Genomic DNA, 14164 nt, shown 5'->3' on the forward strand with positions numbered 1-14164 from the left:
TATGTAGCACGTCCCGAAGGGGCTGACATAAGTCGGTGAATGAGCCACTGATGACTATTATGCAGTAACTGTGCCAATAAATAAAATAGTTTGGTAACGTACTGATTATACGTTGTTTTGATGGATTTATGACTTCTTCGCTATTTGGCTGTAAATCAGCCATTGTGTCGCTAAAAAGAGACACCTTAAGATAAATTTATTAGATCCAAATAAAATCAATCAATTAAATGTCGCCAAAAAGCGACACGGTAAACCACCCATTGTCGTGATTTACAGACACAAAAAAAGCTCCCGGAGTTGGGAGCTTATGATAGTGGTTGGCGTTTAATGCCGGATGCGGCGTGAATGCCACATCCGGGCAGCAAAACCAATAGCTTGACGACTTACCCCAACTGCTTACGCGCATTGCGGAAAATACGCATCCATGGGCCATCCTCGCCCCAGTTTTCCGGATGCCAGGAGTTACTGACAGTACGGAAAACACGTTCCGGGTGCGGCATCATAATGGTGACTCGACCACTTTCAGTCGTGACCGCCGTAATACCATTCGGAGAACCGTTCGGGTTAGCCGGGTAGGTTTCGGTGACTTTACCGAAGTTATCGACATAGCGCAGTGCCACCAGCCCTTTGCTTTCCAGTGCCGCCAGATGCGCCGCATCGCGCACTTCCACGCGCCCTTCGCCGTGAGAGACAGCAATCGGCATCTGCGAACCCACCATCCCTTGCAACAGCAGCGACGGGCTTTGTGTCACTTCTACCAGGCTGAAACGCGCTTCAAAGCGATCGGAGGTGTTACGCACGAAACGTGGCCACAACTCGCTACCTGGGATCAGTTCGCGTAGGTTAGACATCATCTGACAACCGTTACATACCCCCAGCGCCAGCGTTTGCGGACGGTGGAAGAAGGTTGCAAACTCATCGCGTACACGGTCATTGAACAGGATAGACTTCGCCCAGCCTTCACCAGCACCCAGCACATCACCGTAGGAGAAACCGCCGCACGCTACCAGAGCGTGGAAATCCTCCAGGCCCGTGCGTCCAGCCAGCAGGTCGCTCATATGCACATCGATTGCATCGAAGCCTGCACGGTGGAAAGCTGCCGCCATTTCAACATGCGAGTTCACCCCCTGCTCACGCAGCACGGCAACTTTCGGACGCGCACCAGTGGCAATATACGGTGCTGCCACATCTTCGTTGATATCAAACGACAGTTTCACATTCAGGCCCGGATCGGCGTCGTTAGATTTCGCCTGATGTTCCTGATCGGCACACTCCGGGTTGTCACGCAGGCGCTGCATCTGCCAGGTAGTTTCTGCCCACCAGACACGCAACGTGGTGCGGCTTTCGCTGAATACAGTCTGCCCGTTGGCGGTAATTACAAAACGGTCACCGGAAACCGCCTGCCCAACATAATGGACGCAATCAGCAAGCCCATGCTGTGCCAGTACCGCTTCAACTGCTTCACGGTCAGCGGCTCGAACCTGAATCACCGCACCCAGTTCTTCGTTAAACAACGCCGCCAGGCGATCGTCACCCAGAGTGGCGATATCCGCGTCAATGCCGCAATGACCAGCAAAGGCCATTTCCGCCAGCGTTACCACCAGCCCGCCATCAGAGCGGTCGTGATACGCGAGCAGCTTACGCTGTGCAACCAGCGCCTGAATCGCGTCATAGAAGCCTTTCAGTTGCGCGACATCGCGTACATCTGCCGGTTTGTCGCCAAGCTGACGATAAACCTGCGCCAGCGCCGTTGCACCCAGCGCGTTATTGCCTTTGCCCAGATCAATCAGCAGCAGTGCGTTATCTTCGGTAGAAAGCTGCGGCGTGATGGTGTGACGCACATCTTCCACGCGGGCAAATGCAGAAATCACCAGCGAAAGCGGCGAGGTCATTTCGCGCTCTTCGCTACCTTCCTGCCAGCGGGTTTTCATCGACATGGAGTCTTTACCCACCGGAATCGTCAGGCCCAGCGCCGGACAAAGCTCTTCGCCCACCGCTTTAACGGCTTCATAAAGGCCCGCGTCTTCACCTGGATGACCTGCTGCCGCCATCCAGTTAGCGGAAAGTTTAATGCGTTTGATATCGCCAATCTGCGTAGCGGCGATGTTAGTTAACGCTTCACCGACCGCCAGGCGGGCAGAAGCGGCGAAATCCAGCAGTGCAACTGGCGCACGTTCGCCTATTGCCATCGCTTCACCGTAGTAACTGTCGAGGCTGGCGGTAGTGACTGCGCAGTTAGCGACCGGCACCTGCCACGGACCCACCATCTGATCGCGCGCCACCATGCCGGTTACGCTGCGATCGCCGATGGTCACCAGAAAGGTTTTCTCCGCCACAGTCGGCAGATGTAACACACGTTTCACCGCGTCAGCGATGGTGATCCCTTCACGGGCCAGCGCGTCGCCTTTCGCTTTCAGCGTTTGCACATCGCGGGTCATCTTCGGCGTTTTGCCAAGTAGTACGTCGAGCGGCAGATCGATGGGTTGATTATCAAAATGACGATCGTGCAGAGAAAGATGTAATTCTTCGGTGGCCTCACCAATCACCGCGTACGGTGCGCGCTCACGCTTACACAGTTCGTCAAACAGCGGTAACTGATCGGCAGCAACGGCCAGCACGTAGCGTTCCTGGGATTCGTTACACCAGATTTCCAGCGGGCTCATGCCCGGTTCGTCGCTCAGGATATCGCGCAGTTCAAATTTACCGCCGCGCCCGCCGTCGCTCACCAGCTCCGGCATGGCATTAGAAAGGCCACCCGCGCCGACGTCGTGGATAAACAGAATCGGGTTCGCGTCGCCAAGCTGCCAGCAGCGGTCGATCACTTCCTGGCAACGACGTTCCATTTCCGGGTTATCGCGCTGAACGGACGCGAAATCGAGATCCGCGTCAGACTGGCCGGAGGCCATGGAAGAGGCCGCGCCGCCGCCAAGACCGATGTTCATTGCCGGGCCGCCGAGAACGACCAGTTTCGCACCGACGTTGATCTCGCCTTTTTGTACGTGATCGGCGCGAATGTTGCCGATCCCACCCGCCAGCATGATCGGTTTGTGATACCCGCGCAGCTCTTCGCCGTTGTGGCTGTTCACTTTTTCTTCATAGGTACGGAAGTAGCCGTTCAGTGCCGGACGACCAAATTCATTGTTAAATGCCGCGCCGCCCAGCGGACCTTCTGTCATGATGTCCAGCGCGGTGACAATGCGCTCAGGCTTACCGAAATCTTCTTCCCACGGTTGTTCAAAGCCAGGAATACGCAGGTTAGATACGGAGAAACCGACCAGACCAGCTTTCGGCTTCGCGCCGCGGCCGGTGGCACCTTCATCGCGAATTTCGCCACCGGAACCGGTTGCTGCGCCCGGCCACGGAGAAATCGCCGTTGGGTGGTTGTGGGTTTCGACTTTCATCAGGATATGCGCCGGTTCCTGATGGAAGTCGTAGCGGCCCGTTTCATGGTCAGCAAAGTAGCGGCCCACTTCGGAACCTTCCATCACGGCGGCGTTATCTTTATAAGCAGAAAGAACGTGATCCGGCGTGGTTTCGAAGGTATTTTTGATCATCTTGAACAGCGATTTCGGCTGTTGTTCTCCGTCGATAATCCAGTCGGCGTTAAAAATTTTGTGGCGGCAGTGCTCAGAGTTCGCCTGGGCGAACATATACAGCTCGATGTCGTTCGGGTTACGACCCAGCTTTGTGAATGCATCCTGCAGATAGTCAATTTCATCTTCCGCCAGTGCCAGGCCAAGACGCAGGTTAGCGTCGATTAGCGCCTGACGGCCCTGCCCCAGCAAATCAACGCTGGTGACCGGAGTCGGTTGATGGTGTGCAAACAGCTGCTCTGCATCATCTAAAGCAGAAAAGACCGTTTCCATCATGCGGTCGTGCAGTTCAGCGGTCACCTGCTGCCATTGTTCATGGGTCAGCGTACCGGCTTCTATATAGTAAGCAACGCCGCGCTCAAGGCGGTTTACCTGTTGCAGCCCGCAGTTATGGGCGATATCGGTCGCTTTCGAAGACCAGGGAGAGATGGTACCAGGACGCGGAGTCACCAGCAGGAGTTTGCCTTGCGGGGCGTGGCTGGCGAGTGCCGGGCCATATTTCAGCAGGCGTTCAAGTTGTGCGTGCTCATCATCGTTTAACGGCGCATTGAGGTCAGCAAAATGGACATACTCGGCGTAAATATTGTGAACCGGGAGCCTGGCAGCCTGAAAACGTGCCAGCAGTTTGTTGATTCGGAATGCCGACAATGCAGGCGAACCACGCAGAATTTCCATCATAAGTCTCTCGTCTTCTAAGCTTTCGGTGTACCCAAGGGGGGGAAACGGGCGTCATTATAAAGAATCTGATGCGCTGACGAAACCGTTTGCGTGGAAATAAAATCACCATCGTGAATTAGCAACGCGTGCCGCCAATGGCTGTAATAAGTTGCCAACTGGCGCTGGTTTACGCAAAATGCCGCTCATTTATGAGTAAACCTTTCACTATTATTACGTTTTTTCAAGCTGGGATGCGCACGACACAGAGAATTAACTAATTGAAAAAATTAAAGATTAATTATCTGTTCATCGGCATTCTGGCACTGCTGCTCGCGGTCGCTCTCTGGCCATCCATTCCCTGGTTTGGTAAAGCCGACAACCGTATCGCCGCCATTCAAGCGCGGGGAGAGTTGCGTGTGAGCACTATTCATACCCCACTGACTTATAACGAAATCAACGGGAAACCTTTTGGCCTGGATTACGAACTGGCGAAACAGTTTGCCGAGTACCTCGGCGTAAAACTGAAAGTGACCGTGCGGCAGAATATCAGCCAGCTGTTTGACGACCTCGATAACGGCAACGCCGATCTGCTGGCTGCAGGACTGGTTTATAACAGTGAGCGGGTAAAAAACTATCAGCCTGGCCCTACCTACTATTCCGTGTCACAACAACTGGTTTATAAAGTGGGTCAGTATCGCCCGCGTACGCTGGGCAATCTGACAGCGGAGCAACTTACCATCGCACCAGGCCATGTGGTGGTTAACGATCTCCAGACCCTGAAAGAAACAAAATTCCCGGAATTAAGCTGGAAGGTAGACGACAAAAAAGGCTCAGCAGAATTAATGGAAGATGTCATCGAAGGAAAACTCGATTACACCATTGCTGATTCTGTCGCCATCAGCCTGTTTCAGCGCGTTCACCCGGAACTCGCTGTAGCGCTTGATATCACCGACGAACAGCCGGTGACCTGGTTTAGCCGATTAGATGGCGATAATACCCTTTCTGCCGCTCTGCTCGACTTCTTCAACGAAATGAATGAAGACGGCACGCTGGCACGCATTGAAGAGAAATACCTGGGGCATGGCGATGATTTTGATTACGTCGATACACGCACGTTTTTACGCGCCGTCGATACCGTACTGCCGCAGTTGAAACCGCTGTTTGAGAAGTACGCCGAAGAAATTGACTGGCGTTTGCTGGCCGCTATTGCTTATCAGGAATCGCACTGGGATGCACAGGCCACTTCACCGACGGGTGTGCGTGGCATGATGATGTTAACCAAAAATACCGCGCAAAGCCTCGGCATAACGGATCGTACCGATGCCGAACAGAGCATCAGCGGCGGCGTGCGTTATTTGCAGGATATGATGAGTAAAGTGCCGGAAAGTGTGCCGGAGAACGAACGGATCTGGTTTGCCCTCGCCGCGTACAATATGGGCTATGCGCATATGCTGGATGCCCGCGCCCTGACGGCAAAAACTAAAGGTAATCCTGACAGTTGGGCTGACGTGAAACAGCGCCTGCCTTTACTTAGCCAGAAACCCTATTACAGCAAGCTGACTTACGGCTACGCACGTGGGCATGAAGCCTACGCTTATGTCGAAAATATTCGTAAGTATCAGATTAGCCTGGTGGGGTATCTGCAAGAGAAAGAGAAGCAGGCTACAGAAGCGGCGATACAACTGGCGCAGGATTATCCGGCAGTATCGCCAACGGAGCTGGGCAAAGAGAAATTTCCTTTTCTCTCGTTTCTTTCCCAGTCGTCATCAAACTATTTGACCCACTCTCCCTCTCTGCTGTTTTCGAGGAAAGGGAGTGAAGAGAAACAAAATTAATCCGTCGAGGATTGCGCTTTTTTCTGCGCTTTAATTTCCTGTCGGCGCATGCGAAAGAAGTCACTGAGCAACGCCGCGCACTCATCCGCCAGTATTCCTTCTGTAATTTCCACTCGGTGATTCATACCCGGATGGTGCAGCACATCCATTAAAGATCCCGCAGCGCCCGTTTTCGCGTCACGCGCACCAAAGACCACGCGACCAATGCGACTGTGGATCATTGCTCCGGCACACATTACACAGGGTTCGAGCGTGACATACAACGTGGCGTCGATCAGACGATAATTTTGCATCACCAGACCGCCCTGCCGCAGAGCCATGATTTCTGCATGTGCGGTGGGATCATGTCGACCAATCGGACGGTTCCAGCCTTCGCCGATTACCCGATTGTTATGCACTAATACCGCGCCGACCGGCACTTCCCGCTCATCCCATGCACGCTTCGCCAGCGTCAGCGCGTGACGCATCCAGTATTCGTGGCTAAATTCGACTTCAGACAAAAAGAAAACTCCGGTTATAAAAGCGCGGCGCATTATACACGTACGCTATGCTTTACTCTATTCCAGTTGCTGGAGTTCACCACGCGGGGTTACCCGCCAGCGATGCTGGCAGAAATAAAGCAGTGGATTGTCCTGATTACTGTCGCTATAGCCACTGTACAGCCGCAGCGGCGTGCCAATTTTGCGCTCCAGTTGCGCGACCTTTTCATGTCCCAGACAACGCATCGTCAATATCCAACCGCCATAACCCCGCTGGATCTGACTGGCAATAAGATTAACCCGCGGCAACCAGGGCGTATCATAATAAACCGCTTCAACCAGCGGCTGCGGAGATCCTGTGATCAACCAAATATCCGCATCGGAACTTAACAGGTAGGTAGTCAAACGCTCCTGGACAAGCGGAAAAGCGGTAACATTGTCGCGAAACCAGTGCACAAAATCGGCCTGCAACGCCTGTAAGCGCGCTTCACTGTGACCAAAAGTGCATCCCCAAAGAAGCAGACTCATCGGCCATCGTGCTGCACGACCTTTTATCAATAACGCGATGGCAATGACCGGCAACAACGGCAGGACAAGTAATGCATTCAGAGGTTGGCGACGCAGTAAATAACGCATAAAACTGCCGAACATATCCTGCTGATGCAATGTTCCATCTAAGTCAAAAAACACCACACGACGCTCGTGAGTTGCCAAACCATACTCCTCTGGACTGAAACATCCTGATTAATTTTCGCTACTACATAGCCTAACAGATAGATCATCACTTTTCCGGCAACAATCGACCGCATCATGGCTAACTGGAATTTTTAATTCATGGCAATTAGCGGCAATGGAATATAAAATTCACTCGCGTTTGTCTCATATTGCCTGTTGTCGCCACTATTTCATCGCGAGGAAAGATATGAACGGCTTACTTCGTATCCGTCAGCGTTACCAGGGGCTTGCCCAGAGTGATAAAAAACTGGCGGATTATCTGCTGCTACAACCTGATACGGCGCGCCATTTAAGCTCTCAGCAACTGGCCAACGAAGCCGGAGTCAGTCAGTCCAGCGTCGTGAAGTTCGCGCAAAAACTCGGCAATAAAGGTTTTCCGGCACTTAAGTTGGCATTGAGTGAAGCGCTGGCAAGCCAGCCGGAATCTCCCTCCGTGCCCATTCATAATCAAATCCGCGGTGATGATCCGTTACGGCTGGTTGGCGAAAAACTGATTAAAGAAAATACTGCCGCTATGTACGCAACGCTAAATGTTAATAGTGAAGAGAAACTGCATGAATGCGTAACAATGTTGCGCTCTGCACGGCGGATAATTCTGACCGGTATTGGCGCTTCGGGTCTGGTGGCGCAAAACTTTGCCTGGAAGCTGATGAAGATTGGCTTCAATGCTGCCGCAGTGCGCGATATGCATGCGCTACTCGCTACAGTACAGGCGTCGTCCCCTGACGATCTGTTATTAGCCATATCCTACACCGGTGTACGACGCGAGTTAAACCTGGCGGCAGATGAGATGCTGCGAGTGGGCGGAAAAGTGCTGGCGATTACCGGCTTTACTCCCAATGCCCTGCAACAGCGTGCTTCTCATTGCCTGTATACCATTGCCGAAGAACAAGCGACAAACAGTGCTTCAATCTCTGCTTGTCACGCTCAGGGAATGTTAACGGATTTACTGTTCATTGCTCTGATTCAGCAGGATCTGGAGCTGGCACCAGAACGTATTCGTCATAGTGAAGCGCTGGTGAAAAAACTGGTTTGAGTAAAGAATGCGCGTATAATGCCCGCCCGGTTTGTGTTGTTTTGAGAGTTTCCTTATGGCGCTGTTAATCACTAAAAAATGCATCAATTGTGATATGTGTGAACCCGAATGCCCGAATGAGGCGATTTCGATGGGTGAACATATCTACGAGATTAACAGCGATAAGTGTACCGAATGCGTAGGCCACTACGAGACGCCCACCTGCCAGAAGGTGTGCCCGATCCCTAATACTATTGTGAAAGATCCGGCGCATGTCGAGACAGAAGAACAGTTGTGGGATAAATTTGTGCTGATGCACCACGCGGATAAAATTTAATATTTTGCTCTATGAGCAGGATATTGCTTATTTGCTCGTATAAAAGCGAAAGTTACATATTCATTTCCATGATGTCATTAATGAATATATTCATTAAATGAATTCCGATAATATATACGCCGACACTTACGTCTAATTATTAAAGGCGCGCCTGGCTGGTTAACCTGACGCGCCTTAAGTACGTTTCCTGGTGTTACAAGAACAGAAGGATCAGCTGTAAAACAGCAATGACGACTTTAATGACCCGTTTAATCAGGTATCGGCAATCAGTCATTCGTTTTTCCTTAAACAAGGAATGCAGCCGTTAAGATTAGCCCTTACATCTCCCCAAATCTGAACGTGCGAGTTATTGAGGGTGCATGCTGCACTCCACACCAGAGCTTTGACGACACCACTCGTTTCAATGGGGGAATTCAGTGATATGGTTTAAAGCACAGCAAAATCTCCAATAACGAAGCCAATTTTAATGTACTTACGAATTGGTGGTCACGTTAATCTTTCCATCAATATCGATTTCTTCGTCAAGGCTCGAGTTTTTATACTAAAGATTGCAAGTTGCTTGTAAAAGATAACCACACTGATCCATAATCGCTCTCATTGAGGGTGCGTGCTGCACAAAATTAAAGTTGTAAAGTAAAACCCCCGTTCCTTACCAGTTCGGGGGTTTTACTTTTTAAAGAGAACGGTATTATTTTAACTTTCGATAATTACCGTGGCGCAAGCATAGTGGCGTTCATCTGCCAGCGTTACATGCATATTTACAACGCCGAGCTTTTCCGCCAGTTTTAACGCCTCACCCCATAGCCGCAGCCGTGGTTTGCCGAGCTCATCGTTGAATACTTCAAACTGATTAAACGCCAGACCATTGCGGATCCCGGTGCCAAACGCTTTTGCTGCGGCTTCTTTTACGGCAAAGCGTTTCGCCAGAAAACGCACCGGCTGGTGGTGCGTTTTCCAGATTGCCCATTCGTTATCGCTTAATACGCGGCGTGCCAGGCGCTCACCGGATCGGGCGATCACCGCTTCTATGCGAGCGATCTCCACGATATCCGTGCCTAAACCTAATATTGCCATTAGCCACGCGCTTCCAGCATCAAACGCTTCATTTCTGCCACCGCATCTTTCAGTCCGGTCATCACTGCACGACCAATAATGGCATGACCGATATTCAGTTCGTGCATCTCAGGAATGGCGGCAATGGCTTTCACGTTGTGATAGGTCAGACCGTGACCAGCGTTAACTTTCAGACCGAGACTTGCGGCAAAGGCCGCGGCTTTGGCGATACGCGCCAGCTCTTGCGCCTGTTCGGCGTCAGTTTTGGCACCAGCATAGCAACCGGTGTGGATCTCGATAAACGGTGCGCCAACCTCTGCCGCAGCTTTGATCTGCTCTTCATCGGCGTCGATAAACAGAGAAACCAGGATCCCGGCCTCCGCCAGACGTTTGCAGGCATCGCGCATTTTTTCACGCTGTCCAGCGACGTCCAGGCCGCCTTCGGTTGTTACTTCCTGACGCTTTTCCGGTACCAGGCAGCAAAAATGCGGCTTTGTTTCAACGGCGATCGCCAGCATCTCTTCGGTCACCGCCATCTCCAGATTCATGCGGGTATCCAGCGTCTGACGCAGGATGCGCACGTCGCGGTCGGTAATGTGGCGACGATCTTCACGTAGATGCACGGTAATGCCATCCGCCCCCGCCTGCTCAGCAATAAACGCCGCCTGCACCGGATCCGGGTAAGCAGTACCACGTGCGTTACGCAGCGTTGCAATATGGTCAATGTTGACGCCTAACAGTAATTCAGCCATGACAATCCTCATCATTCATAATGTGTTTTCACCGTTCGCTTAGGCATAAACTGCCGGAACAGTTCCCTGCTCTTTAATGGTTTACCGCCAAGATACGGCTTTAGCGCCATGCGGGTAAAGCGTTTCGCGGCGCGCAGTGTGTCTGCGTCAGGAAATTCCCGCGCGTTTAACGCTTTTAACTGCCTTCCGGTGAACGTTTTATTGTCGATAACGACGCTTGCGATAAACCCTTTTTCTTCGCGATAACGATACGTCATGGTGTCATCTACCGGCTCGCCGCTACCCGCACAATGGGTAAAATTGACGCCATAACCCAGATGACCGAGCAGTGCCAGTTCAAAGCGGCGCAGCGCGGGTTCTGGCGTACCAGTGGCACCTGCAAGAGACTGAATGCAGTGCAAGTAATCGAAAAAGAGTTCAGAGAAGCGCGTCTCGTATTCCAGCACGCGGGAAAGAAGTTCGTTGATGTACAAACCGCTGTAAAGGGTGATACCGCTTAATGGCAGCGCCAGCGAGACAGCTTCGGCACTGCGCAGCGTTTTGACTTCGCCACGCCCGCCAAAACGTAGCAAGAGAGGGGTGAAAGGCTGTAATGCACCTTTCAGAGTAGAGCGTTTAGAGCGTGCGCCTTTGGCAACCAGACGCACGCGACCCGATTCCTCCGTGAAGACGTCCAGCATCAGGCTGGTTTCGCTCCACGGGCGACTATGCAGGACAAATGCGCGCTGCCAGCCTTCCATCATACTCGTCGCCTTTCAAGTTGCAGGTGCCTTGGCTGCACCCGTTCACCCTGGTCACTTACTTTAGTAAGCTCCCAGGGATTCACGGTCTTGCCGCCTTCCTGCACCTCGAAAGTCATAGAGTATGCTAATTAAAGATCGTCAACGTAACCGAGACTGCGCAGTGCGCGTTCGTCGTCGGCCCAGCCAGATTTCACTTTTACCCACAGTTCAAGGTGGACAGGCGCTTCGAACATTTCCTGCATGTCTTTACGCGCTTCAATTCCGATGGTTTTAATCTTGGCCCCTTTGTTGCCAATCACCATCTTCTTCTGCCCCTCACGCTCAACGAGAATCAAACCGTTGATGTCATAACCACCGCGTTCGTTAGAGACAAAACGTTCGATCTCCACGGTCACGGAATATGGCAGTTCAGCACCGAGGAAACGCATCAGTTTTTCGCGGATGATTTCAGACGCCATAAAACGCTGCGAGCGATCGGTGATGTAATCTTCCGGGAAGTGATGGGTCGCTTCAGGCAGATGCTTACGCACGATTGCCGCGATAGTGTCGACATTCAGCCCAGTTTCGGCAGAGATCGGTACGATATCGAGGAAGTTCATCTGGCTTGCCAGGAACTGTAAGTGTGGCAGCAGATCGGCTTTTTCCTGCACGTTGTCCACTTTGTTCACCGCGAGGATTACCGGCGCTTTGCCATCGCGCAGTTTGTTAAGCACCATTTCATCGTCCGGCGTCCAGCGGGTGCCTTCAACGACAAAAATCACCAGCTCAACGTCGCCAATGGAACTGCTCGCCGCTTTGTTCATCAGGCGGTTAATGGCGCGTTTTTCTTCCATATGCAGGCCTGGGGTATCGACGTAGATCGCCTGATACGCGCCTTCAGTATGGATCCCCACAATGCGGTGACGAGTTGTCTGCGCCTTGCGGGAGGTGATGGAGATTTTCTGCCCCAACAATTTATTCAACAATGTGGATTTGCCAACGTTCGGACGTCCGACGATAGCAATAAATCCGCAGTAACTTTTATCGTTGCTCATTCCAGCTCCAGTTTTTTCAACGCCTGTTCGGCGGCAGCCTGCTCAGCCTTACGACGGCTTGAACCTGTGCCAACCACCGGTTCACTCAGGCCGCTGACCTGGCAGTGGATAGTAAATTCCTGATCGTGCGCCTCACCACGTACCTGGACTACCAGATAAGTCGGTAGCGGCAGATGGCGACCCTGCAAATATTCTTGCAAGCGCGTTTTCGGATCTTTTTGTTTATCGCCTGGGCTAATTTCGTCCAGACGGGTTTGATACCAGTTAAGGATTAATTTCTCGACGGTTTGAATGTCACTGTCGAGGAATACGCCACCAATTAATGCTTCGACGGTGTCGGCGAGAATTGACTCACGACGAAATCCACCGCTTTTAAGTTCACCTGGCCCTAAACGTAAGCACTCACCTAACTCAAATTCGCGCGCCAGTTCAGCCAGCGTATTGCCACGGACCAGCGTGGCGCGCATCCGGCTCATATCGCCTTCATCCACGCGAGGGAAACGGTGATAAAGCGCATTGGCGATAACGTAGCTCAGAATAGAGTCGCCTAAAAATTCTAAACGCTCGTTATGTTTGCTGCTGGCACTACGATGGGTTAATGCCTGCTGCAACAGTTCCTGATGATTAAAAGTGTAGCCCAGCTTCCTTTGAAGCCGATTAATTACGATGGGGTTCATGCGATACCAATAAATAAATGCGTCAACAATTCAGCACACGAAACAGACCTGATATACATGGCTCTGCTAACTGCTTCGCTGCAGTTTCAGTTTACCGGTATATGGGGACCAACGCTGTTTCGTGTGCCGTGGCAACCTGGAGGTGCCAACCTTAAACTTCGGGGGAATATTCTATACACAACGACGGGGGATGTCGTTAGCCACGGGAGATTTATCTCATAAATAATTCACGTTGTCGCCATAACGGCGACAACGTGAACGAAGATAAGCTATTAATGGATGCCGCCAATACGACTTAAGCGCACACCAGTCGGCCATTCGCCTTCTTGCTTATCGAAACTCATCCAGATAGCCGTTGCCCGACCTACCAGATTCGCTTCCGGCACAAAGCCCCAGTAACGGCTGTCCGCGCTGTTGTCACGGTTGTCACCCATCATGAAGTATTGGCCCGGTGGAACAATCCAGGTTGCCAGTTGTTGCCCTGGCTGCTGGTAATACATCCCCACCTGATCCTGCGCAATCGGCACTGTCAGAATACGGTGCGTCACATCACCCAGAGTCTCTTTACGCTCGGAAAGACGAATTCCATTTTCTTTGGTTTCGTTTTTCGGCACTTCAAAGAATCCGCTGGTTGCTTCCCCACCATTACGGCGCGAGAAGGTCTGAACGAAATCGCTCGGTTCCACGTTTGAGTAGGTGACCGGCAGCGCGTTTTCACACGCCTGACCGGAACTGCATCCCGGCTGAATCGTCAGCTCTTTTGAAACCGGATCGTAAGTGACTTTATCGCCCGGTAAACCCACCGCACGCTTGATGTAATCAAGCTTTGGATCTTCCGGGTATTTAAAGACCACGATATCGCCACGTTTCGGATGACCGGTTTCGATCAGCGTTTTCTGGTAGATAGGATCTTTAATGCCGTAAGCAAACTTTTCTACCAGAATAAAGTCACCGATTAACAGAGTCGGCATCATCGAACCTGACGGGATCTGGAACGGTTCATAAATAAACGAACGCACAATCAATACAATAGCCAGCACCGGAAAAACAGAAGCCCCGGTTTCCAGCCAACCTGGCTTCGGCGCAACTTTTTTCAGCGTTGCTTTATCCAGTGAGTCACCAGCAGCCGCTTGAGCCGCTGCCTGACGTTCCCGTCGCTTAGGTGCGAAAAAGAATTTATCCACGCACCATAAAATGCCCGTCACCAGTGTGGCAATCACCAGAATGAGGGCAAACATATTCGCCATGCCAACT

13 protein-coding genes are annotated in these 14164 nt (G+C 51.9%); 3 read left to right on the forward strand and 10 right to left on the reverse strand.

The genetic code is table 11. From position 1 onward, the window contains the following. Window positions 1-383 precede the first annotated feature (383 nt). Window positions 384-4271: a phosphoribosylformylglycinamidine synthase gene (gene purL / locus QUF14_RS16305; protein WP_000970072.1), complete on the reverse strand. Its 3888-nt coding sequence runs from the start codon at window positions 4269-4271 to the stop codon at window positions 384-386. Window positions 4272-4528: 257 nt separating this feature from the next. Here purL and mltF point away from each other — a divergent pair, with 257 nt between their 5' ends. Further along, the gene (mltF, locus tag QUF14_RS16310) at window positions 4529-6085 is read left to right on the forward strand and encodes a membrane-bound lytic murein transglycosylase MltF (RefSeq protein ID WP_000734229.1); all 1557 of its coding nucleotides are present in this window, start codon (window positions 4529-4531) and stop codon (window positions 6083-6085) included. Here mltF and tadA read toward each other — a convergent pair. Both tadA and yfhb read right to left on the reverse strand, forming a co-directional pair. Further along, on the reverse strand, window positions 6082-6585 hold the full coding sequence (gene tadA / locus QUF14_RS16315; protein WP_001297409.1) for a tRNA adenosine(34) deaminase TadA: 504 nt from the start codon (window positions 6583-6585) through the stop codon (window positions 6082-6084). The genes mltF and tadA overlap by 4 nt on opposite strands. Before the next feature lie 57 nt (window positions 6586-6642). Continuing rightward, a complete protein-coding gene (yfhb, locus tag QUF14_RS16320) occupies window positions 6643-7278 on the reverse strand; it encodes a phosphatidylglycerophosphatase C (protein ID WP_000190668.1) in 636 nt (211 codons plus the stop codon). Window positions 7279-7486: 208 nt separating this feature from the next. Here yfhb and QUF14_RS16325 point away from each other — a divergent pair, with 208 nt between their 5' ends. Together QUF14_RS16325 and yfhL are read left to right on the forward strand one after the other, a co-directional pair. Beyond that, complete coding sequence (locus QUF14_RS16325) at window positions 7487-8335, forward strand: MurR/RpiR family transcriptional regulator (protein ID WP_100733757.1); 849 nt, start codon at window positions 7487-7489, stop codon at window positions 8333-8335. 55 nt (window positions 8336-8390) lie between these two features. Beyond that, window positions 8391-8651: a 4Fe-4S dicluster ferredoxin YfhL gene (gene yfhL, locus QUF14_RS16330; protein ID WP_001196294.1), complete on the forward strand. Its 261-nt coding sequence runs from the start codon at window positions 8391-8393 to the stop codon at window positions 8649-8651. A gap of 193 nt (window positions 8652-8844) precedes the next feature. Here yfhL and shoB read toward each other — a convergent pair whose 3' ends face one another. The 7 genes from shoB to lepB form a co-directional block, all read right to left on the reverse strand. After that, on the reverse strand, window positions 8845-8925 hold the full coding sequence (gene shoB / locus QUF14_RS16335) for a type I toxin-antitoxin system toxin ShoB (RefSeq protein WP_000128779.1): 81 nt from the start codon (window positions 8923-8925) through the stop codon (window positions 8845-8847). A 419-nt stretch (window positions 8926-9344) separates the two neighbouring features. Beyond that, on the reverse strand, window positions 9345-9725 hold the full coding sequence (gene acpS / locus QUF14_RS16340; protein ID WP_000986029.1) for a holo-ACP synthase: 381 nt from the start codon (window positions 9723-9725) through the stop codon (window positions 9345-9347). Beyond that, a complete protein-coding gene (pdxJ, locus tag QUF14_RS16345) occupies window positions 9725-10456 on the reverse strand; it encodes a pyridoxine 5'-phosphate synthase (protein ID WP_024212067.1) in 732 nt (243 codons plus the stop codon). The genes acpS and pdxJ overlap by 1 nt, the downstream gene beginning before the upstream one ends. 11 nt (window positions 10457-10467) lie before the next feature. Further along, a complete protein-coding gene (gene recO / locus QUF14_RS16350; RefSeq protein WP_000399393.1) occupies window positions 10468-11196 on the reverse strand; it encodes a DNA repair protein RecO in 729 nt (242 codons plus the stop codon). Window positions 11197-11327: 131 nt separating this feature from the next. After that, window positions 11328-12233: a GTPase Era gene (gene era / locus QUF14_RS16355; RefSeq protein ID WP_000063883.1), complete on the reverse strand. Its 906-nt coding sequence runs from the start codon at window positions 12231-12233 to the stop codon at window positions 11328-11330. Continuing rightward, window positions 12230-12910 carry a ribonuclease III gene (gene rnc / locus QUF14_RS16360; protein ID WP_001068343.1) on the reverse strand — a complete coding sequence of 227 codons (681 nt, stop codon included), beginning with the start codon at window positions 12908-12910 and terminating at the stop codon, window positions 12230-12232. Before rnc ends, era begins: the two co-directional genes overlap by 4 nt. A gap of 272 nt (window positions 12911-13182) precedes the next feature. Next, a complete protein-coding gene (gene lepB, locus QUF14_RS16365; RefSeq protein WP_000002542.1) occupies window positions 13183-14157 on the reverse strand; it encodes a signal peptidase I in 975 nt (324 codons plus the stop codon). Window positions 14158-14164: the final 7 nt, after the last annotated feature.

Origin of the sequence: Escherichia sp. HH091_1A (genome assembly GCF_030295175.1) — a bacterium.
Classification (GTDB): Bacteria; Pseudomonadota; Gammaproteobacteria; order Enterobacterales; family Enterobacteriaceae; genus Escherichia; species Escherichia coli_F.